Genomic DNA, 21279 nt, shown 5'->3' with positions numbered 1-21279 from the left:
GTTCACGGGCGTCGGCGCAGAACCTCAACGATGGTCGTCTGTTCTCGCCACCAGGCCGCCGCATTCGGATTGATCCACGCTCCGAGCCGGAGCATGTCGTCGACGCGCTGCCGGAGTTCGCTCGGCCGGGAGAAGACCGGTTCGTGGTGGGCGATCCGGTTGCGGATGCGGATGATCGCCAACAGCTGCTCGTCGATCAGGCTGCGGTCCGGTCGGCCAGGGGCGTGCGGGAACGCCGATTTCAAGTACGGGGCCCACATCGTGTTCCGGTAGCCGTTGGTGGTGAACCGCCAGAAGCCCAACGACAGTTCCGCGATGACCTGGCCGGGCGTCGGCTGCGCGACGCCGCCCCTTCGGACGTTGTCGATCGCACGCTCGATCTTGGCCCGCGTCGCGGGTTGCACGGGGAACGCCTGATCGAACAACCAGTGGATCTGTCCCGATCGCCTGCGTGCGGTCACCGATGAATCGACCGCGTTGCGCCACGCCACCTCGAACCATCCGACGAGTTCGAACAGGGCGCTGCTCGTTTGGCAGTTCCAGCGGTACAGCTCGAGTGCCTCGTCGCCCGCAGCTCGGACGTAGGGTGCGAGCCGAGCAGGGGACAACCACGTGGTGACCCACTGGGGTGTTCCCAGGGGTTGTGGCATGCGACAGCCTCCAAGACGATAAGTGTCGTTGCGCGGCGAGGCTGCTACAGTAGATTTCGCGAGCCCCGGAACGATCCCTGTCGCCTTGGTAGCGGCACATCACCGGGGCACTTGCCTGTTCAGGACACCTGTTCGAGTGCCAGCCGCGGTCAGCGCCGGGGGCGGGGGCGCCAGATGACGAGCGCGGTGGACTGCGGCTTCACCGGCACGAGGTCGTGGCGGTAGGAGGCGTGCACCGCGGCGGCCGCGCTCTCGGCGGCGGCGTGGGCGGCGGCCAGTTGCTCGTGCGCTTCGGCGAGGCGCTCGGTGAGCTCGGAGACCTTGGCGCCCAAGGCGTCCACGTGCTGTTCGAGGTCGATGATGCGCTTGATCGCGGACAGGCTGATGCCCTCCTCCTGGGAGAGCCGCTGGACCTGGCGCAGCAGGGTGATGTCGCGGGCGGAGTAGCGGCGCCCGCCGCCGGAGGAGCGACCGGGGGAGACCAACCCCAGCCGGTCGTAGGTGCGCAGCGTCTGCGCGTGCAGCCCGGCGAGCTGCGCCGCCACCGAGATGACGAACACCGGGGTGTCCTCATCGGTGCCGGGAGCCGCCGGGATGCCCTGCCAGCCGGGGTTGGGGTTCATCACGTCTCCCCTGGGTCCTTCTTCTCCTGCAGCAACGCGTTCAGGCCGGCCCTCGGGTCGGCGCCCGCGCTCGCCTCGGCGTAGGCCTCCAGCGCAGCGCGCGCCTTGTCGTCCACAGTGGACGGAACGTGCACCTGGAGGGTGATCAGCAGATCGCCCGCCTGCCCGTCCTTGCGGACCACACCACGACCCCGGACCCGGAGCACCCGGCCGCTCGCGGTGCCCGAGGGCACCCGCACGGTCACGGAGGAGTCCAGTGTCGGAATGGTCAGTGTGGTCCCCAGCGCCAGCTCCGGGAAGGTCACCGGAACGCTCAGCGTCAGATCGTTGCCGGAACGGCCGAACACCTCGTGCGGGCTGACGTGCACCCGCACGTAGAGGTCACCGGCGGCGGCCCCGTTGCGACCGGGCTCGCCCTGTCCGGAGAGCCGGATCTGCTGGCCGTCCTCGACCCCGGCGGGAATCCGGATGTTCAGCGCGCGGGTCCGCGTGCTGATCCCGTCCCCGCCGCACTCGCCGCACGGCGTGTCGATGATCTTGCCGTTGCCCCGGCAGTCCCGGCACGGCTCGCTGAAGGCGAAGGCGCCCTGGTTGCGGGTGATGAGCCCGGAACCCGAGCAGTTCGGGCAGATCCTCGGTGAGGTGCCGGGGGCCGCGCCGTCGCCGCCGCAGGTGCCGCACGTGGTCGGGCTGGACAGGCGCAGCAGCACCGTCGCGCCCTTGACCGCGTCCACGAAGTCGATGCGCACCTCGGCCTCGACGTCGGAGCCGCGCCGGGCCCGGTTCGCCGAGCCGGCACCGCCGCCGCGCTTGCCGAACAGGCCGCCGAAGAGGTCGCTGAAACCGCCGCCCCCACCGGCACCCTGGCCGCCGCCGGCGCCACCGCCGCCACCACCGAAGATGTTGCCGAAGTCGAAGCCGGTGTTGCCGCCGCTGAACCCGTCGAAGCCGCCGCGCCCGCCGCCGAAGAGGCTGCGGGCCTCGTCGTACTGCCTGCGCTTCTCCGGATCGGAGAGCACCGCGTACGCCTCGGAGACGGACTTGAACCTGGACTCGGCCGCCGCGTCACCGGGGTTGGCGTCGGGGTGCAGTTCCCGCGCCAGCTTCCGGTACGACTTCTTGATCTCATCGGCCGTCGCCGAGGAGGAAACGCCCAACTCGCCGTAGAAGTCCTTCTCGATCCAGTCCCGCGCGCTCATCGGACGTTCCCTCCCCTCGTGCCTCGATCAGCCTTCGCCACGGTCGCCGGAGTCCGGCTCGACGACCTGGGCGGCTGGCTCGTGGTCGGTCACGCCGACCAGCGCCGGGCGCACCACGCGGTCGCCGAAGCGGTAGCCGCGGCGCATCACCAGCGTCACCGTCGGCTCGGCGACCTCGGGCGAGGTGCTGTGCTGGACCGCCTCGTGCACCGACGGGTCGAACGGCTCGTTCGCCGTGCCGAAGGGTTCCAGCCCCGCCTTGGTCAGCGCCGCGCCGAGCTTGTCGGCGACCGCCTTGAACGCGCCGGTGAGGTCGCCGTGCGCCTCGGCCCGCTCCAGGTCGTCGAGCACGCCGAGCAGGTCGGTGACCACCTGCGCCTTGGCGCCCGCGATCACCGCCTCCCGGTCGCGCTCAACGCGCTTGCGGTAGTTGGCGTACTCGGCGCTCAGCCGCTGGAGGTCCGCAGTGCGCTCGGCCAGCTGGGCCTCCAGCGCCGCGGCCTCCTCAGCGGAGACCGCGGGCTGGACGACCTGCTCGGCGTCGAACACGTCGGCGGATTCGGAGGCGGCGTGCCTGCCGCCCTCCTGGGCAACCGGGCCGGAGCCCGGCTCCTCGCCGGAGGGAGCGGGCGGGCGGACCTCGCCGGTCTCCGGGTCGACGCGACGCCGGTCGCGGACCACCACGCGGGGCTCGCCCTCCTGGTGCTCCGAGTGCTCCGCCGTCACTTCTTGCCCTTCTCGTCGTCGACGATCTCGGCGTCCACCACGTCGTCGGCCTTGGCGTCGGCACCGGCGCCCTGCGCACCGGCACCGGCGGCACCCTCGGGCGCGGCCTGGGCGTACATGGCCTGGCCGAGCGCCTGGGACTCCGCGTTGAGCTTCTCCACCGCGTCCTTGATGGCCGCGATGTCGGTGCCCTTCAGCGCCTCCTGCGCGCCGGAGATGGCCGCGCTGACCTTCTCCTTGGCGTCGGCGGGGACCTTCTCGTCGTTGTCCTTGAGGAACTTCTCGGTCTGGTAGACCAGGGTCTCGGCCTGGTTGCGGACCTCGGCCTCCTCGCGGCGCTTCTTGTCCTCGTCCGCGTGCGCCTCGGCGTCCTTCATCATGCGGTCGATCTCGTCCTTGCCGAGAGCGGAGCCGCCGCTGATGGTCATGCCCTGTTCCTTGCCGGTGGCGAGGTCCTTGGCCTGCACGTGCACGATGCCGTTGGCGTCGATGTCGAAGGTGACCTCGATCTGCGGGACGCCGCGCGGGGCGGACGGCAGGCCGACGAGGTCGAAGGTGCCGAGCTTCTTGTTGTAGGCCGCGATCTCGCGCTCGCCCTGGTAGACCTGGATGCCGACCGTGGTCTGGTTGTCGTCGGCGGTGGAGAAGATCTCCGAGCGCTTGGTCGGGATCGTGGTGTTGCGCTCGATGAGCTTGGTCATCACGCCGCCCTTGGTCTCGATGCCCAGGCTCAGCGGGGTGACGTCGAGCAGCAGGACGTCCTTGACCTCGCCCTTGAGGACACCGGCCTGCAGCGCGGCGCCGATGGCGACGACCTCGTCCGGGTTCACGCCCTTGTTCGGCTCGCGGCCGCCGGTCAGCTCCTTGACCAGCTCGGCGACGGCGGGCATCCGGGTGGAGCCGCCGACCAGGACCACGTGGTCGATGTTGCCGATCGGGATGCCGGCGTCCTTGATCACGTTGTTGAACGGCGCGCGGCAGCGGTCGAGCAGGTCCGAGGTGATCCGCTGGAACTCGGCGCGGGTCAGCGTCTCGTCCAGGAACAGCGGGTTCTTGTCCGCGTCGACGGTGATGTAGGGCAGGTTGATGCTGGCGGTGGAGGAGCTGGAGAGCTCGATCTTCGCCTTCTCGGCGGCCTCGCGGATGCGCTGCATCGCCATCTTGTCCTTGGTCAGGTCGATGCCGCTGCTGACCTTGAACTTCTCCGCCAGCCAGTCGACGACGCGCTGGTCCCAGTCGTCGCCGCCGAGGTGGTTGTCACCGCTGGTCGCGCGGACCTCGACGACGCCGTCGCCGAGCTCCAGCAGCGAGACGTCGAAGGTGCCGCCACCGAGGTCGAAGACCAGGATGGTCTGTTCCTTCTCGCCCTTGTCCAGGCCGTAGGCCAGCGCGGCGGAGGTCGGCTCGTTGACGATGCGCAGGACGTTGAGGCCCGCGATCTGCCCGGCCTCCTTGGTGGCCTGGCGCTGGGCGTCCTCGAAGTAGGCGGGGACGGTGATCACCGCGTCGGTGATCTCCTCGCCGAGGTAGGCCTCCGCGTCGCGCTTGAGCTTCATCAGCACGCGGGCGCTGATCTCCTGCGAGGTGTACTTCTTGTCGTCGAGCTCGACCTTCCAGTCGGTGCCCATGTGGCGCTTCACGGACCGGATGGTCCGGTCGACGTTGGTGACCGCCTGGTTCTTGGCGGGCTGACCGGTGAGCACCTCGCCGTTCTTGGCGAAGGCCACGATGGAGGGCGTCGTCCGCGAGCCCTCCGAGTTGGCGACGACCGTGGCCTCGCCGCCTTCGAGGACGGCGACGACGGAGTTGGTCGTCCCGAGGTCGATTCCGACCGCTCGCGCCATTGCAGTTTCCTCCGTGAATCGGTGTCTGTTGGTCGCGCGCCCGCCGTTGTCCTTGAGCGCGCCTGGCTCAAGTCTGGATTCTCCCCAGCTCCTTCGTCAAACCGAAGTTGAGTGATCCGCGCTCAAGCTTTCTGACCGGCTCAACGGCCGGGCGCCCGGTGGGGTTCCCCGGCCTGGGGCGACGGCGGTCACAGTCTGTTGATCATGTTCACCCGTACGACGGACGACGTAAGTACTCCGCCGAATGGAGCAACGGGCTGCCTACCAGGTGAAATCTGGATAACAAAGCTCGCCCTTTCTTTCACAAAGTGGATACGGAGTCGCTCCCCGTGTGTCTAAGGTCCCGGCCGTCACCCGATTGAGCTAGCTGACCCGGGTGGCATGCGTGTCACTGGGGAATGGAGATCAATTGTCCGAGGGAAGACTCCGCAGGGGCTTGGTCGCCGCTGCGGCGGTGACCGGTCTGGTCGCCCTGTCGGTGGCGTTCACCGCCGGCACGGCCCCGGCCGCCGAGCCGGACGCGGCCTCGACCGAGGCGACTGTCCGCCAGCTCCCGCCCGGTCTGAAGGACGCCATCCAGCGCGACCTGAAGACCGACGCCACCACCTACGTCAACGACGCCAAGGCCGCGCAGAAGGCCGCCGCCACCGGCACCGAGCTGCGCAGGGAACTCGGTCGCGAGTTCGGCGGCGTCTGGTTCGACCCGGCCAGCAAGAAGGTCAACATCGCGGTGACCTCCGAGGCCGCGGCGAAGAAGGCCCGCGCCGCCGGTGCCGAGGCGCACGTGCGCCCGACCACCGAGGCCAAGCTCAAGGACGCGCTCAACGCGCTGTCCGCCTGGGTCAAGTCGCTGCCGGAGGCCGACCGCAAGCTGGTCTTCTCCGCGAGCATCGACATCAAGGGCGGCAAGCTCAACATCGTGCTCGCCGACTCCGAGGACGGCCGCCGCATCCAGGGCATGATGCCCAAGCCGCAGGTCTCCCAGGACGTGAAGTACGGCAAGCTGCAGCCGAAGGCGCCCGCCACCCTGCTCAACGGCAGCGGCTACATCGGCTCCAGCGGCGGGTCCGACCCGAACTACGGCCTGTGCTCCATCGGCTTCAACGCCGTCGACCAGAGCGGCAAGCTCACCCCGCTGACCGCAGGCCACTGCGCGCTGGCGAGCAAGCAGCCGCTCAAAGAGGTCTTCGTCGAGGTCAAGCAGGGCGGCCAGTCCACCTTCGGTGACAAGATCGGCAACTTCGCCACGACCGTCTGGGACAGCGCCGACAACGGCAACGGCCAGATCGACGAGCGCAAGGGCAACGACTACGCCACCATCCGGGTCACCAACCCGGCCGTGCGCGCGGTCCCCGAGGTCTACACCTGGGGCGCGAGCGCGGGCAACGTCAAGGTCGACTCGGTCAGCCCGGCCATCGTCGGCATGAACGTCTGCAAGTCGGGCCGCACCACCGGCTGGACCTGCGGAAAGGTCGTCAACGAGCGCTCGCTCTGGTACGTCAGCGACGGCAGCCCGAAGGGCAAGGCCCAGCTCGGCTTCGAGTTCCACGGCGCCTGTGTGGCCGGTGGCGACAGCGGCGGCGCGATCGTCGCCGGCGGTGCCGCGCTCGGCTGGAGCACCGGTGCGTACTTCGAGGACGGCAAGTGCATCAAGGTGCCGGACAACAACGGCAACATGACCTACCAGAACCTCGGCGAGAGCATGGCGACCGACATCCTCACGCTGCCGGAGTTCAACAACAACAAGCTGACCGTGCTCACCACCACCGGTGACGCGGACGGCGACGGTGTGAAGGACGTCGAGGAGCTCTCGGCCAACCCGACGCAGACCAAGGACGCCAACGGTGACGGCATCGCCGCGCACCTCGACCCGGACGAGCCGAACCTGCGCCCGGCCACGGTCAAGAACCCGGCGGCCGACGCCAGGATCACCGACACCAAGCCGACGCTCGGCGGTTTCGCCAAGCCCGGCGCCAAGGTCAGCGTCCAGCTCGACGGCAAGGACCTCGGCGAGGTCACCGGCACCGACAAGGCGGAGTGGACCCTCAAGGTCAGCTCCGAGCTGGCGCTCGGCGCGCACGAGGTCAAGGTGAAGCAGACCCTGAAGGGCACCTCCTCCAAGGAGACCGCCTCGAAGTTCACCGTGGTCCCGGTCGCCCCGCAGATCACCGAGCCGAAGACCGGCACCACCAGCGACAACGCCCGCCCCGCCGTCGCGGGCACCGGTGTCGCCAAGGCGCTGGTCACCGTGACCGTCGACAACAAGAAGGTCGGCGAGGCCACCGTGGCCGCCGACGGCAAGTGGACGCTGCCGCTGACCGCCGACCTGGCGGTGGGCGAGCGCGTGATCGGTGCCCGGCAGACGGTCGAGAAGGTCGACTCCGAGGTCACCAGCGTCCGCTACACGGTCAAGGGTGCGACCCAGCAGCCCGGCAACAACAAGCCGGGTGGCGGCGGCGGTGGCGGCGGCGACCTCGCCGACACCGGTGTCGACTTCGTCTGGCAGATGATCGTCGGCGGTCTCGTCGCCCTCGCCGCGGGTGGCGCGCTGATGCTGAAGTTCCGCCGTCGCAAGGCCTGATGGCCTGACGCGGTAGGCGGTCGAACGCCGGTGAGTGGCACAGGGCGCCACTCACCGGCGTTCTTTCACGTCCGGGTTAGGGAGCGCTCAGTCAGTGGGGGTTCGCGGCGTTTGCGAGGATGCGAGCTGATCTCCGCAGCCGGTGCGACGACCGCCACTTCCCAGTGGTTACTGGTCAGTAATATGGCGTAGTCTCCCGGCACGTTGGACTCCGCACAGGAAGGCCGTTGCATGGGCGCCTTGCACATCGTGTTGGGCCTGATCTGCGTCGCCATGACGCTGGTCTGGGTCACGATGCTGACGCAGACCGTCGTCCGCATGGTGCGCACGATCCGGCTCGGCCAACCCGACCCGACCCGCAACGGCCCCGTGGTGCCGCGGCTGAAGAACATGCTCAAGGAGGTCCTCGGTCACACGAGGATGCTCAAGTGGGGCACGGTCGGCGCCGCGCACTGGTTCGTCATGGTGGGCTTCGGTTCGCTGGTGCTGACCCTGGTCGAGGCGCACGGCGAGGTCTTCGACCCGACCTTCGAGCTGCCGATCCTCGGTCACTGGACCGTCTGGGGCATGTTCGTCGAGTTCATCGGCCTGACGACGGTCGTCGGCATCCTGGTGCTGATCGCGATCCGGCAGCGCAACCACCCGCGCCGCGCCGACCGCCAGTCCCGCTTCTCCGGCTCCAACTTCCGCCAGGCCTACTTCGTCGAGGCGGTCATCCTCAGCGTCGGCCTGTGCATCTTCGGCATCCGCGCCTTCAAGTCCGCCAACGGGTTGTTGCCCTACCCGGTGTGGGCGGCGCCGATCTCGCACGGCCTCGGCGCGCTGCTGCCCGCCAGCCTGGTCGCCGTCTCGATCGTGGCCGCGCTCAAGGTCTTCATCTCCGGCACCTGGGCGATCGTCATCGCGCGCAACATGACGATGGGCGTCGCCTGGCACCGGTTCACCGCCTTCTTCAACATCTACTTCAAGCGCGAGGACGACGGCGGCGTCGCGCTCGGCGCCCTGAAGCCGATGATGAGCGGTGGCAAGCCGCTGGACTTCGAGGAGGCCGACCCGGAGAAGGACGTCTTCGGCGCAGGCAAGATCGAGGACTTCGGTTGGAAGGGCTGGCTGGACTTCACCACCTGCACGGAGTGCGGCCGGTGCCAGTCCCAGTGCCCCGCGTGGAACACCGGCAAGCCGCTCTCGCCGAAGCTGCTGATCACCAGCCTCCGCGAGCACGCCTACGCCAAGGCCCCGTACCTGCTCGCCGGTGGCCGCAAGGACATGGGCGGCGACGAGGTCGGCATCACCGGCGACGACGCCGAGGCCCGCCTTGCCAACATCAACGTGCTCGCCCTCGCGGAGTCTGAGCGCCCGCTCATCGGCGGCCCCGACGAGCTGGGCGTCATCGACCCCGAGGTGCTGTGGTCCTGCACCAGCTGCGGCGCGTGCGTCGAGCAGTGCCCCGTGGACATCGAGCACGTCGACCACATCGTCGACATGCGCCGCTACCAGGTGCTCATCGAGTCGAACTTCCCCACCGAGCTGGGCGGGATGTTCAAGAACCTGGAGAACAAGGGCAATCCCTGGGGGCAGAACTCCAAGGACCGGCTCGCCTGGACCGAGGCGCTGGACTTCGAGGTCCCGGTGTTCGACGGCGAGCTCGCTGCCGAGACCGAGTACCTGTTCTGGGTCGGCTGCGCCGGTGCCTTCGAGGACCGCGCCAAGAAGACGACCCAGGCCGTCGCCGAACTGCTGCACATTGCCGACGTGAAGTACGTGGTGCTCGGCTCGGAGGAGACCTGCACCGGTGACCCGGCTCGCCGTGCTGGCAACGAGTTCCTGTTCCAGATGCTCGCGCAGCAGAACGTCGAGGTGCTCAACTCCGTCTTCGAGGGCCGGGAAGCCAAGCAGCGCAAGGTCGTCGTGACCTGTGCGCACTGCTTCAACACCCTGGCCAACGAGTACCCGCAGCTCGGCGGGCAGTTCGAGGTCGTGCACCACACGCAGCTGCTCAACAAGCTCGTCCGCGAGCGCCGCCTGGTGCCCGTCGCGCCCGTCGCCGAGGACGTCACCTACCACGACCCCTGCTACCTGGGGCGGCACAACAAGGTCTACTCGCCGCCGCGCGATCTGATCGGTGCCACCGGCGCGCAGCTGCGCGAGATGCCCCGCCACGGCGACCGCTCCATGTGCTGCGGCGCCGGCGGTGCGCGGATGTGGATGGAGGAGCGGATCGGCAAGCGCATCAACGTCGACCGTGTCGACGAGGCGCTCGGCACCGCGCCCACCAAGATCGCGACCGGCTGCCCGTTCTGCCGCGTGATGCTCACCGACGGCCTCACCCAGCGGCAGAACGAGGGCAAGGCCGAGGAGAGCGTCCAGGTCATCGACGTCGCACAGATGCTGCTGGAGTCCGTGCGCCGCGGTCGCCCCGCCAAGCAGGACACCCCGACGGATGAAACGGCCACCGGCACCCCGCTCGCCGAGCAGGACAAATCTGACGGAGCGTGATCAACCGCGAGGTCCGGGCGTCCTGACACGGGGGCAAATCTGTGCTGGACTGATTTCGCGTGCTCTCCGGCGATAACGTCGCGGCCGGAGGTGGTTGAGGGTGGTGGCTGTAGTGATCGGTAAGCCGTACGACCCACCAGGTGCATCGTTCGGAGCGGATGAGTCTTTCGATCCGCTCGTGGAGTTCGCAGGCGTCTGGACAACCGATCTCGCGGAGCGATACCTGCCCCTTCCGGACGCTCCGCCGATGAAGTACGAGTGTCTGGACGGAAATCTGATCATGAGTCCTCGCGAGGCGGGCCCGAACGGGTACGCCATGTTGGAACTTGGCGCGCTGATGCGAGGTCCGGCGCGTGATGCTGGATACCGGGTTTACCCTGCGGTGAACCTGAGATTCGACCGTGATCGGTGGATCGAACCAGATCTGACCGTATTGCTGGAACCGTGCCCAGACGTCTGGGTGGAGAACATGAACGTTCTGCTCGTGGGGGAGTGCATCTCACCTTCGAGCAAGCGGCGTGATCGGCTCGACAAGCCCGCCATGTGCGCAGAGGCGGGTATTCCGTACTACTTGCTGTGTCAGGCTGATCTGCGTCAGCGGTTCGTTTCGCTCGAGCTGTCCCGGCTCGAGGACGGCGAGTACCAGGTGATCGCAGAAGCGGTGAGCGGGAAGCAGTTCGAGACCGACGCGCCGTTTGCGCTCTCCTTCGACCCGATCGAACTTCTGGACATCCGGGACTGAGCAAGCGAAAGGGGCGGCTCCCGTGCTGGGAGCCGCCCCTTTCGCGTTGTGCGTGCTGAGCGTCAGTTGGTGGTCGCCGCGCGGGTGAAGCCCGCGTCGAGGCTGACCATGCCCGCGCCCGGGGCGAGCTGGATCTTCTCGGACTTCACGGTGGCGGTCTTGCCGGTGAAGTCGGAGTCGGTGGTGGCGTCGGGGCCGGCCTCGGACTTGGAGACCGAGCTGCCCTCGGGGGCGGTGGTCTGCACGGTGTAGCGGCCGGAGGGCAGGTCCTCGAAGGAGTACTCGCCCTTGTCGTCCACCTTGGCGGTGCGCTGCGCGAACTTGCCGTAGTGGTCGGTGGCGCCGCTCAGGGTGAAGCCGCGCGAGGCGGTCAGCGCCTTCTCGGTCTCCTGGCGGATGCCGTCGCCGTTCTCGTCCACCCACGCGAGGCCGGAGATGCTGCCGCCGCGGATGCCGAAGCGGACGAACTCGGTCTGGCTGCTGCGCACCTCGACCTTGCGCACGGCGTCGGTGGTGGAGACGAAACCGGACTGGCCGCCGTCGAGCTTGTAGGTGCCGGGGCGCAGGTCGGTGAAGCGGAACTTGCCGCTGGTGTCGGCGACCGCGTCGGCAACCACGTCGCCGTTGGCGTTGTAGAGGCGGACCTCGGCCTTGTCGGCGCCTGCCTCGCCGCCGGTGGTGCTGCGGTCGATCAGGCCGTTGCCGTTGCGGTCGAAGAAGACCGAGCCGTCGATGGCGCCGAGGGTGCTGGAGATCGCGCCCGCCGACGGCACGAAGCTCATCAGGACGGCCGCCGAGATCCCGGCGCCGAGGACGGTGTAAGCGGACCGGCTGATGCCCCTGGACATGACGTGGTTCCCCTCGCGGAAAGCGGTGCTTGGTGCCGGTGCTGCGAGCGTCGGCGCTAGGGAGACGCCCCGTCCGGTACGCGGGTTGCCCGGGATCTTACTTTCACTCCGAAGATCTAAAGCGCGAGGGCGGTCGCGTCACCGGAACAGCTCAGTCCGACCGTCTGATGTGGACTGTGGCGCCACTCCTATGGAGCAGCCGCCGCCGCGTGGCACGCTGACGCCCATGTCCTTCGCCACCGCTGCTCAGCGCGCCATCGTCCCGCCGTTCCACGTGATGGAGGTCCTCTCCGCGGCGGCGCGGCGGCAACGGGAGTTCGGCGACGTCATCTCCCTCGCGGCCGGTCAACCCGCGACGCCCGCCCCCGAGCCGGTGCGCGCGGCGGCAGCGGCGGCGCTGGACCGGCAGACCCTGGGCTACACCGAGCAGCTCGGCATCCCGGAGCTGCGCGCGGCGATCGCCGGGCACTACGGCCGCCGCTACGACCTGGACGTGGCGCCGGAGGACGTGGTGGTCACGACCGGCTCGTCCGGGGCGTTCCTGCTGGCCTTCCTCGCCGCCTTCGACGCGGGGGACCGGGTCGCGCTGGCCCGGCCCGGCTACCCGGCCTACCGCAACATCCTGTCCGCGCTCGGCTGCGAGGTCGTCGACCTGCCGTGCGACGCGAGCACCCGCTTCCAGCCGACCGTGGAGATGTTGGAGGCACTGGACAAGCCGGTGCGCGGACTCATCGTTGCCAGCCCGGCGAACCCCACGGGCACCGTGCTCGACCCGGCGGAGCTGGCCGCGATCACGCAGTGGTGCCAGGAGAACGGCGTCCGCCTGATCAGCGACGAGATCTACCACGGCATCAGCTACGAGCGCCCGCTCGGCTGCGCGTGGCAGACCTCCCGTGACGCGATCATCGTCAACTCCTTCTCGAAGTACTTCTCGATGACCGGCTGGCGGCTCGGCTGGATGCTGCTGCCGAGGCCGTTGCTGCGCGCGGTGGACTGCCTCACCGGCAACTTCACGCTCTGCCCGCCCGCGCTCGCCCAGTACGCGGGCGTCGCGGCCTTCACCGACGAGGGCTGCGCCGAGGCGGACGGCCACGTGGCCCGCTACCGCCGCAACCGGGATGAGCTGCTGGCCGGGCTGGCCAAGCTCGGCATCGACAAGGTCGCGCCCGCCGACGGCGCGTTCTACGCCTACGCCGACGTCTCGCACCTGACGCAGGACTCGATGTCCTTCTGCGAGCGGCTGCTCGCCGAGACCGGAGTGGCGGTGGTGCCCGGGATCGACTTCGATCCGGTGGACGGCAACCGCTTCATCCGGATGTCCTTCGCCGGATCGCTGGAGGACGTCCACGAAGCGGTGCACCGCATCGGTGGTTGGCTGAGCTGACGGGAACTTCACGTCCCCGGCAACCGTTCAGCCAGTAAGAGAACCAGGGGAGGACACCATGCTCGGCATCATCGCAACGCTGCTGATCATCTGGTTGGCGCTGACCATCATCGGCTTCATCTTCAAGGGCCTGTTCTGGCTGGCCGTGATCGGTGGCATCGCGTTCCTGGCGACCGCCGCCTACGGCGCGGTGAAGAAGAAGTCCCCCAAGTACTAGGACGGCAGCACGCCCAGCTCGCGCAGGCGCGGCCGGATCGCCGCCGCGCCTGCCCACAGCTCGGCGTCCAGCCCGGCCCGCCGCGCCCCGTCGACGTTGACCTGCCGGTCGTCCAGGAACAGGCAGTCGGCTGCGGGCGCGCCGAGCTGGTCGAGCAGCGCGGCCCAGATCTCCGCGTCCGGTTTGGCCACGCCCAGCTCGCCGGAGAAGACCAGGTGCCGGAACCGCTTCGCCCAGCTCTGCTCGCGCACGGTCGCGGCGAAGGACGTCGGCGCGTTGGACAGCAGCGCCAGCGGCACCCCGGCCTCGGCCAGCTCGTCCAGCAGCACCACCGAGTCCGGGTCGAGTTCGAGCCACCCGGAGATGTCGGCCTCGGTCAGCGCGGCCGAGGTCTCCTCGTCCACCTCGACACCCAGCTCCGCGCCGACCGCGCGCCAGTACTCCAGGTCGGGCTGACCGCGGTCGTAGGCGTCGCGCACCTTCCAGTAGGCGGGCGCGAACTCCTGCTCGGTCACGCCGTAGACCTCGGCGTGCTTCGGCAGCATCGTCGAACGCCTGCTCAGGACCTCGCCGTAGTCGAAGACGATCCAGCCCACGCCATTCCCCTCATCCGGTTCAGCACCTCGTCGATGTCCGCCTTGCCCACGTCCCGGTGGGTGACGAAGCGGACCAGCCCGGCCATTGGCCCGGCAAGCACCTTCAGTGCGGTCAACCGCTCCAGCGCGGCGGGCACGGTCATGCCGGGCGCCTCGGCCAGCACGATGTTGGTCTCGGGCGCGCGCACGAGCCAGCCCAGCTCGGCCAAGCCGTCCGCGAGCGCCCTGGCGTTCTCGTGGTCGACGGCCAGGTCCTCGATCCGCTCCAGCGCCACGAGCCCGGCCGCCGCGACCACACCGCCCTGGCGCACGCCGCCGCCGAGCATCTTCCTGATCCGGCGAGCCTCTGCGACGAAGTCCACCGAGCCGCCGACCACCGAGCCCATCGGAGCGCCGAGGCCCTTGCTCAGGCACGCCTGCACGGTGTCCACGCCCGCGGTCAGCTCGGCGGGGGAGGCCCCGGAGGCCACGGCCGCGTTCCACACGCGGGCGCCGTCGAGGTGGACGGCGAGGCCCAGCTCCCTCGCGGTCTCGACCAGCAGCGCGTGCGCCTCGGGGGACAGCACCGTGCCGCCCCCGGCGTTGTGCGTGTTCTCGACGCAGAGCAGCGAAGTGCGCATCGAGTAGTACGGACCGGCGGTGAGCGCCGCCGCGCGCACGGCCTCCGGGGTCAGCTCCGGCAGCGCCTGCGGCATGCCCCCGGCCAGCCACGCGGGGGTGCCCAACTCGTTGTTGATCACGTGCGCGTCCCGCACGGCGAGGAAGGAGTCACCTCGCTGGATATGGGTCGTCAAAGCGATGGTGTTGCCCATGCAGCCGGTGGGCACCCACAGCGCTGCGGGCACGCCCAGCACGTCCGCAGCGCGTTCTTCGAGGCGCCGCACGGTCGGGTCGACGTCCAGCACGTCGTCGCCCACCTCGGCGGTGGCCATCGCGGAGCGCATCCGTTCGTCGGGGCGGGTGACGGTGTCCGAGCGCAGGTCCACGGGGATCACCACTCGATCAGATCATCACCCCGGGCCGGTGGCCAGGAGGAATTCGAGTGCGGCACGATGCAACCCTGGGAACGGCTCGTTCCGTCCCTTCAGTGCAAGACACGACGAGCGGAGAGTCCCGCGTGGACCAGCGCGAAGAACAGGAGTTCGCGGAGTACTTCGTCGCACGGCGCGAAGCTGTGAGACGGACGGCGTACCTGCTCTGCGGCGACTGGCACCGTGCGGACGATCTGGCTCAGACGGCGTTCGTCGCGCTGCACAGACGGTGGAAGAAGGTCAGGGACAAGGGAGCCCTGGACGCCTACGTGCGGCGCACGCTGGTCAGAGCCTCGATCGACGAGTCGCGCAGGCCGTGGCGACGTGAGCGGACCGTGGAGGAGTTCCCCGACGCTCCGGTCACCGATGCCGAGGTCGGCGAGTCGGTCGCCACGCGGGAGACGCTGCTCGCCGGCTTGGCCAAGGTGCCGCCGAGGCAGCGGGCGGTGCTCGTGCTGAGGTTTCTCGAAGGCTTGGACGTCGCGGCGACAGCGGCGGCCCTGAAGTGCACCGAAGGAACTGTGAAGAGCCAGACGGCGCGCGGGCTGGAAGCCCTGCGCACCTCGCTGGGAGACGCGCTGGACGACCTGCGTTCGGCGTCGTGAACACCGGTACCGAGCCGGGGTGCGGCGACCTTCGCCGGTCGAGGAGGTGGATTTAGGTGGACGAGCGCAAGCTCGCGGACCTGTTCCGCGATGCCGTGCGGGAAGCGCCACCGGCATCGTTCGACGAGCAGGACGTACTGGGAGCCTCGAAGCTGGCGACCGCGCGGCACCGGATGCGCGTGGCGACCGGCTCGGCCTTCGGCGTCGTCGTGCTCGCGGGGGTCGCCGTGTTCGGCGCGAACGCGCTGAGCCCCGGACCCGACGGGGGCAGCGTGACCGCCGCCCAAAATTCTTCCGAATACGGTGCAACCGACGGCGGCACCCCCCTCGTCCCTTTCACAGCAGGCCCGATCCAACCGATGCCCAGCGGACCGGTTCCGCCGGGCAGGACCACCCAGGCCCCGCCCAAGAGCATTCCCGAATCGACGTCCAAGCAGGGGGATGACGATCCGGGAAGAGCTGGTCGACCGACCAGCGGCACCCCGACCGGGTGCGGACCGGCGGACCGGGAGCTCGCGGTCGCCCTCGCCCACGAGCTCCCGGCCGCTGCCGGGCTCACGCCGACTCCGGCGGCCCGGTCCTGCGGCCCCGGTTCCCGGGCGATGTCGGTCCTGGTCCGCGACGGCGGCGTGACCGGAGTGGTCTCGGTGATCCTCGGACCGCCGGACGCCAAGATCGGCTCCGACGACATCGGCACCAAGGACCTCCCGCCCGGCGCGGCGTCGGCTTCGGCCTACGCGCCGAGCGGCCGACCGCTCACGGTGGTGAGCGAACCGGCGAAGGGCTCGATCACCTCGCCCTTCGGCGGCCGGGTCGAGGACATCGCGAAGAAGCTCGCGGAAAAGCTGTAGACCACCGGGTCCCCTCCCCATGGCAGTGGCCGGCAGAGCACGTTTCTGCCGGCCACTGCCGCGTTCGCGAGCGCGCTTCAGCAAAAGTGGTACGCTAGTACCAGATTGGTGAGGTGATTTGCCGTGGCGTGGATCGTGCTGATCGTGTCCGGGGTGCTGGAGGCGGGCTGGGCGGTGGCGCTCAAGCTCTCCGACGGGTTCTCCAGGTTGTGGCCGACGGTCACCTTCGCGGTGCTGGCCACCGCCAGCTTCGCCGGGCTCGCCTGGGCGATGAAGCAGCTCCCCGCTGGTCCCGCCTACGCGGTCTGGACCGGGATCGGCGCCGCGATCACCGCCGTGATCGGCATGGTCTGGCTCGGCGACGGGGTCTCGGTGCTCAAGATCGCCTCGATCATGTTGATCATCGGGGGTGTTGTCGGGCTCCAGCTCGCCGGTGGTGCGCACTGATGGCGCGGGAACTGGCACCATGCAGGGTCATGCCGGAGCCCACCGAAGCGCCCGCCGCCCCGACCCAGGAGCGGACCGGCCAGGCCAGCACGCCCAAGGGTGAGCGGCGCCGCCAGGCCCTCGTCGAGGCGGCCAGCGAACTGCTCGTCGAGAGCGGCTTCGCGGGCATCAGGCACCGGGCGGTCGCCGAACGCGCCGGGCTGCCGCTGGCCTCCACCACCTACTACTTCTCCTCGATCGAGGAGCTGGTCGAGCGGGCGGTGGAGTACCACGGCCGCACCGAGCTGGCCTGGGGCCGCGACCGGCTCGCCGAGCTGGCGGCGTCCGGCGACGAGCGCCTGAGCCGCGACGAGCTGTGCGAACTCGTGCTGGACCTGCTGCTCGGCCACAACTCCCGCGACGGCGGCCTCGACGTGGTGCTGCTGCGCTACGAACGGCTCGTCGGCTCCGGGCGGCGGCCCTACCTCGCGCCGCTCATGCGGGAGATGGGCGAGGAGCTGCACGCGCTGCTGGTGGAGATCCTCGCGCAGGCCGGGGCGCCCATGTCCTCGGCCGGGATGACCCGGCTCATCGCGCTGATCGACGGCACCGTGGTCAACGCCCTGATCGAGGCCGACACCGACCCCCGGGGCGCCGCCCGGCGAGTGCTCCGCGCGGAACTTCCCTGAGCCGTGCAACCTCCCGCGCCGCGCTCGCGTGAGTAGGGCCGGTAGCGCGAAGGGAGCACCATCATGCGGTCCGAGGACGAGGCCCGGTTTCGCGACATGGCCAGGAGGCAGGCGGCGCCGATGCGCCGTTTCGCCTACCTGCTGTGCGGGGACTGGCACCTCGCCGAGGACCTGGTCCAGAACGCACTCACCAAGCTCTATTCGGCGTGGTGGCGCATCCGCGGTGCGGAGACGCTCGACCGCTACGTCCGCAGGACCGTGGTGCGCTGCTGGCTGGACGAGGTCCGCCGCCCTTGGCGAAGGGTGGAGGACAGGACCGGCGTCGTACCGGACGTCGCCGACCACGATGGTGATCCCGCTGCCGTTGGCCAGCGCGCGCAGACACGGGACCTCGTCCTGCGCGCGCTGGCCGAGGTCCCGTCACGGCAGCGGGCCGTGCTCGTCCTGCGCTACTTCGAGGACCTCTCGGTCGCCGACACAGCGGCGGCGATGGGGTGCTCGGAAGGCACGGTGAAGAGCCAGTCGGCCCGCGGGTTGGACAACCTGCGGGCGGTGATCGCCAGGTCCGGGCTGGATTCCTCCGCCCTGACCGGCGGGAGGACGGAGTCATGATCGAGAAGGAACTGCGGGACGGCCTGCGGGGCGCCGTCTCCGACGAACCGCCACTGGGCTTCGACCCGGACGAGGCGGTGACCAAGATCGGTGTCAGGGTCCGGCGGCGGCGCGCCACCTTCGCCGTCGCGGCGGCCGTGATCGCCGTCGTCGGCGGCGCGGTCGCGGTGCAGCAGAGCGTCGGGCTCGGCAGGAGCGGCGAGGTGGAGATCGCCACCCGGCCCTCGTCGTCGACCACCACCCCGTCGAAGCCCGGCTTCGCGTGGCCGATCCCCGGGCTCGTTCCGCCGAAGCGCCTGAGCCAGGCCGAGGCCGATGCGAAGGGCAGGACCCTGCGCGATGTCGTGGTGCCGAAGTTCCTCGGGCAGGTCAAGGGGATGAGCAACGTCAAGGCGATGCCGTTCGACTCCACCACGGCGGGTCCCGACGATCCCGGGCCCAACGTGCTGGAGGGCGGCGTCGCGTTTCGCGATCAGGAGGGCGACACCGCCGTCTTCGTCAGCGTCTACTCCGCGCGCTACGCCTTTCACAGCCCTGACGAGGAGTGCGCCGATGACCCGCAGAGTTCCGTGCGCAACACGATCTGCCGCGTGGGGAAGCTGGCGGACGGAACCGCGCTCGTGTTCAACGAGGCCGTCGGCAAGGAGGACCCCGGCAATGTGATCGCCAGCGCGCTGCACTACCGCCTCGACGGGGTGGTCGTGCGCGTCACCGCGTACAACTACAACCCGACCGGCAAGGGCACTCCGCTCCAGTCGCGGCGCGCGCGGACCACGATGACCGAGCAGCAGCTGACCGCCATGGCTACGGACCGCGCGTTCACCATGTGAGCCCGCGGGGCATGCTGCGTGGATGAGCGAGCGTCACCGCAGCATTGTCGACGTGCACCTGGTCCTCGTCGAGGACGGCCGAATCTTGTTGTCCCGCAGGCACAACACCGGCTACGAGGACGGCAGGTACCACCTGGTCTCCGGCCACCTGGAAGCCGGTGAGTCCATTGTGGACGCTGTGGTCCGCGAGGCGGCCGAGGAGATCGGAATCGGTTTGGCGGCCGACGACCTGGACTGCGTGCACGTCATGCACCACAGCAATCCTGGCGAGGAGGCCAGGGTCGGCTTCTTCTTCCGCGCGTGGGCGTGGACCGGCGAGCCGGTGAACCGCGAGCCCGAGAAGTGCTCCGACCTTGCCTGGTTCCCGCTGGATGCCTTGCCGCGCAACGTGATCGCCTATCCGGCCGAGGCGCTGCGGCACATCGCGGACGGCGTGCCGTTCAGCCTGCACGGCTGGTGATCGCGCACCAGCCGTGCAGGCCGGGGGTCAGCCGACGCAGCCCGCGCCGAGCAGCGCCTTGAGCTCGCCCATGAACGCGCCGGAGGTGCTGATCCGGAAACCGTCGTCCACCGCGAGGGTGAACGCGCGGCGGTTGTTCTGGATCTTCAGGTGCACCGGGGTCTCGCCGGGGTGCGCCTTGAGCGTGTGCTTGAGGTCCTCCACCAGCGTCGGGTTCACCTTCGAGGCCATCAGCTTGATCACCAGCGGCGGGTCCTGGGTCAGGTCCATCTCGGCGATGTCCAGGGTCACCAGGCCGGAACCGAAGATCGACATCTTGTCCTCGCGCCAGTTCACCCTGCCCTTGACCGCGACCGCGGCGTCCTCGACCAGCTCGTCGGAGAGCACGCTGTAGGACTTGGGGAAGAACAGCACCTCGAGCGAGGCGTCCAGGTCCTCCACCGTGACGATCGCCCAGGGCTCGCCCTTCTTGTTCACCCTGCGCTCCATCGCCGAGATCATCCCGGCGATGGCGATCTCGCCCTCCTTCGGCGGATCGGAGATGATCTCCGCGATCGACCTCGGCGCGTTCTGCCGCAGCGCGCGCTCGGCGCCGTCGAGTGGGTGCGCCGAGACGTAGAGGCCCAGCATCTCCCGCTCGTAGCCCAGCAGCTGCTTGCGCGGCCACTCCTCGACCGAGATCTTCAGGTGCGCCAGGGGGGAGGCGTTCTCGCTCGGCTCCTCGTCGTCCCCGCCCGCGCCGAACAGGTCGAACTGGCCCATCGCCTCCTGGCGCTTGAGCGGGACGACCCCGTCCACCGCCTCCTCGTGCACCTGGAACAGGCCGAGCCTGGTGCTGTCGAAGGAGTCGAAGCCGCCGGCCTTGACCAGCGACTCGATCACGCGCTTGTTGCAGCAGACCAGTTCCGACTTGTCCAGGAAGTCGGTGAAGGAGGTGTAGGCCCCCTTCTGCTCCCTGGACTTGATGATCGAGTCCACCACGTTCGCGCCGACGTTGCGGATCGCGCCGAGGCCGAAGCGGATGTCGGTGCCGACCGCGGCGAAGCGCAGCGAGGACTCGTTGACGTCCGGCGGCAGCACCTTGATGCCGAGCCTGCGGCACTCGGAGAGGTAGACCGCCGACTTGTCCTTGTTGTCGCCGACCGAGGTGAGCAGCGCCGCCATGTACTCCGCGCGGTAGTTCGCCTTGAGGTAGGCCGTCCAGTAGGAGATCAGGCCGTAGGCGGCCGCGTGCGACTTGTTGAACGCGTAGCCGGCGAACGGGAGAATGGTGTCCCACAAGGCTTTGATGGCCTCTGGCGAGAAGTGCAGCTCGTGCTCGCGCATGCCCTTTTCGAAGCCCTCGAACTCCTTTTCGAGGACCTCCTGCTTCTTCTTGCCCATGGCCTTGCGGAGCACGTCCGCGCGACCCATCGAGTAGCCCGCGACCTTCTGGGCGATGAACATGATCTGCTCTTGGTAGACGATCAGGCCGTAGGTCTCGGAGAGGATCTCCTTGAGCGGCTCCTCCAGCTCCGGGTGGATCGGCTTGACCTTCTGCCGCGCGTTCTTGCGGTCGGCGTAGTCGTTGTGCGCGTTCATGCCCATCGGGCCAGGGCGGTAGAGCGCGCCGACCGCGACGATGTCCTCGAAGGCCGTGGGCTGCATGCGCCGCAGCAGGTCCCGCATGGGCCCGCCGTCGAGCTGGAACACGCCGAGGGTGTCACCGCGGCCCAGCAGCTCGTAGGTGGGCTTGTCGTCCAGTTCCAGGGTGTCGAGGTCGATGTCCTCACCGCGGTTGGCCTTGATGTTCTCGATGGCGTCGCCGATGACGGTGAGGTTGCGCAGGCCGAGGAAGTCCATCTTCAACAGGCCGATGGCCTCGCAGGA

The 21279-nt window shown here is 69.4% G+C and carries 21 protein-coding genes; 12 read left to right on the top strand and 9 right to left on the bottom strand.

Annotated elements, in window-relative coordinates; translation table 11 throughout:
* Window positions 1-2 precede the first annotated feature (2 nt).
* The 5 genes from CCN37_RS31070 to dnaK form a co-directional block, all read right to left on the bottom strand.
* Window positions 3-650, bottom strand: a complete 648-nt coding sequence (locus CCN37_RS31070) for a hypothetical protein (protein WP_086827699.1) — start codon at window positions 648-650, stop codon at window positions 3-5.
* A 149-nt stretch (window positions 651-799) separates the two neighbouring features.
* The gene (locus tag CCN37_RS31065; RefSeq protein ID WP_086827697.1) at window positions 800-1273 is read right to left on the bottom strand and encodes a heat shock protein transcriptional repressor HspR; all 474 of its coding nucleotides are present in this window, start codon (window positions 1271-1273) and stop codon (window positions 800-802) included.
* A complete protein-coding gene (gene dnaJ / locus CCN37_RS31060) occupies window positions 1273-2472 on the bottom strand; it encodes a molecular chaperone DnaJ (RefSeq protein ID WP_086827695.1) in 1200 nt (399 codons plus the stop codon). Before dnaJ ends, CCN37_RS31065 begins: the two co-directional genes overlap by 1 nt.
* Window positions 2473-2499: 27 nt before the next feature.
* Window positions 2500-3198: a nucleotide exchange factor GrpE gene (grpE, locus tag CCN37_RS31055; RefSeq protein WP_086827694.1), complete on the bottom strand. Its 699-nt coding sequence runs from the start codon at window positions 3196-3198 to the stop codon at window positions 2500-2502.
* Window positions 3195-5042 carry a molecular chaperone DnaK gene (gene dnaK / locus CCN37_RS31050; RefSeq protein ID WP_086827692.1) on the bottom strand — a complete coding sequence of 616 codons (1848 nt, stop codon included), beginning with the start codon at window positions 5040-5042 and terminating at the stop codon, window positions 3195-3197. Before dnaK ends, grpE begins: the two co-directional genes overlap by 4 nt.
* Before the next feature lie 409 nt (window positions 5043-5451).
* Here dnaK and CCN37_RS31045 point away from each other — a divergent pair, with 409 nt between their 5' ends.
* The 3 genes from CCN37_RS31045 to CCN37_RS31035 all read left to right on the top strand — a co-directional run bounded on the left by CCN37_RS31045 (window position 5452) and on the right by CCN37_RS31035 (window position 10861).
* Window positions 5452-7623, top strand: coding sequence for a S1 family peptidase (locus CCN37_RS31045; protein WP_143261885.1), 2172 nt, complete (start codon window positions 5452-5454; stop codon window positions 7621-7623).
* A gap of 231 nt (window positions 7624-7854) precedes the next feature.
* A complete protein-coding gene (locus CCN37_RS31040; protein ID WP_086827688.1) occupies window positions 7855-10119 on the top strand; it encodes a (Fe-S)-binding protein in 2265 nt (754 codons plus the stop codon).
* A 103-nt stretch (window positions 10120-10222) separates the two neighbouring features.
* Window positions 10223-10861, top strand: a complete 639-nt coding sequence (locus tag CCN37_RS31035) for a Uma2 family endonuclease (RefSeq protein WP_246843410.1) — start codon at window positions 10223-10225, stop codon at window positions 10859-10861.
* 62 nt (window positions 10862-10923) lie between these two features.
* Here CCN37_RS31035 and CCN37_RS31030 read toward each other — a convergent pair whose 3' ends face one another.
* Window positions 10924-11709 carry an SdrD B-like domain-containing protein gene (locus CCN37_RS31030; RefSeq protein ID WP_086827686.1) on the bottom strand — a complete coding sequence of 262 codons (786 nt, stop codon included), beginning with the start codon at window positions 11707-11709 and terminating at the stop codon, window positions 10924-10926.
* Window positions 11710-11935: 226 nt separating this feature from the next.
* Between CCN37_RS31030 and CCN37_RS31025 the strand changes: the two genes are divergently transcribed.
* Together CCN37_RS31025 and CCN37_RS40230 are read left to right on the top strand one after the other, a co-directional pair.
* Window positions 11936-13093 (top strand): pyridoxal phosphate-dependent aminotransferase, encoded by a 1158-nt coding sequence (locus CCN37_RS31025; protein WP_086827724.1) that lies wholly within the window; start codon window positions 11936-11938, stop codon window positions 13091-13093.
* A gap of 58 nt (window positions 13094-13151) precedes the next feature.
* Window positions 13152-13310 (top strand): hypothetical protein, encoded by a 159-nt coding sequence (locus CCN37_RS40230; protein WP_168200937.1) that lies wholly within the window; start codon window positions 13152-13154, stop codon window positions 13308-13310.
* Here the strand turns inward: CCN37_RS40230 and CCN37_RS31020 are convergent.
* Both CCN37_RS31020 and CCN37_RS31015 read right to left on the bottom strand, forming a co-directional pair.
* On the bottom strand, window positions 13307-13906 hold the full coding sequence (locus CCN37_RS31020) for an HAD family hydrolase (protein ID WP_246843409.1): 600 nt from the start codon (window positions 13904-13906) through the stop codon (window positions 13307-13309). The two genes, CCN37_RS40230 and CCN37_RS31020, sit on opposite strands and share 4 nt — an antisense overlap.
* The gene (locus CCN37_RS31015) at window positions 13870-14898 is read right to left on the bottom strand and encodes a low specificity L-threonine aldolase (protein WP_086827722.1); all 1029 of its coding nucleotides are present in this window, start codon (window positions 14896-14898) and stop codon (window positions 13870-13872) included. Before CCN37_RS31015 ends, CCN37_RS31020 begins: the two co-directional genes overlap by 37 nt.
* Before the next feature lie 125 nt (window positions 14899-15023).
* Here CCN37_RS31015 and CCN37_RS31010 point away from each other — a divergent pair, with 125 nt between their 5' ends.
* The 7 genes from CCN37_RS31010 to CCN37_RS30980 all read left to right on the top strand — a co-directional run bounded on the left by CCN37_RS31010 (window position 15024) and on the right by CCN37_RS30980 (window position 19410).
* Complete coding sequence (locus tag CCN37_RS31010; RefSeq protein WP_086827684.1) at window positions 15024-15542, top strand: SigE family RNA polymerase sigma factor; 519 nt, start codon at window positions 15024-15026, stop codon at window positions 15540-15542.
* Window positions 15543-15598: 56 nt separating this feature from the next.
* Window positions 15599-16393, top strand: a complete 795-nt coding sequence (locus CCN37_RS31005) for a hypothetical protein (RefSeq protein WP_086827681.1) — start codon at window positions 15599-15601, stop codon at window positions 16391-16393.
* Window positions 16394-16516: 123 nt separating this feature from the next.
* Entirely contained in the window at window positions 16517-16840 is a 324-nt protein-coding gene (locus CCN37_RS31000; RefSeq protein ID WP_086827679.1) for a multidrug efflux SMR transporter, read from the top strand.
* 29 nt (window positions 16841-16869) lie between these two features.
* Window positions 16870-17508 (top strand): TetR/AcrR family transcriptional regulator, encoded by a 639-nt coding sequence (locus tag CCN37_RS30995; protein ID WP_086827676.1) that lies wholly within the window; start codon window positions 16870-16872, stop codon window positions 17506-17508.
* Window positions 17509-17571: 63 nt separating this feature from the next.
* Complete coding sequence (locus CCN37_RS30990; RefSeq protein ID WP_086827674.1) at window positions 17572-18120, top strand: RNA polymerase sigma factor; 549 nt, start codon at window positions 17572-17574, stop codon at window positions 18118-18120.
* Window positions 18117-18950 carry a hypothetical protein gene (locus CCN37_RS30985; protein WP_086827671.1) on the top strand — a complete coding sequence of 278 codons (834 nt, stop codon included), beginning with the start codon at window positions 18117-18119 and terminating at the stop codon, window positions 18948-18950. The genes CCN37_RS30990 and CCN37_RS30985 overlap by 4 nt, the downstream gene beginning before the upstream one ends.
* Before the next feature lie 22 nt (window positions 18951-18972).
* Window positions 18973-19410, top strand: coding sequence for an NUDIX domain-containing protein (locus CCN37_RS30980; RefSeq protein WP_086827669.1), 438 nt, complete (start codon window positions 18973-18975; stop codon window positions 19408-19410).
* A gap of 27 nt (window positions 19411-19437) precedes the next feature.
* On the opposite strand, the gene dnaE is transcribed toward CCN37_RS30980, so the two are convergent.
* The coding region (gene dnaE, locus CCN37_RS30975; RefSeq protein WP_143261884.1) for a DNA polymerase III subunit alpha at window positions 19438-21279 on the bottom strand (1842 nt) is incomplete at its 5' end.

It is taken from the genome of Allokutzneria sp. NRRL B-24872 (genome assembly GCF_002155965.1).
GTDB lineage: Bacteria > Actinomycetota > Actinomycetes > Mycobacteriales > Pseudonocardiaceae > Allokutzneria.
This window is presented reverse-complemented; position numbering and strand designations above follow the sequence as displayed.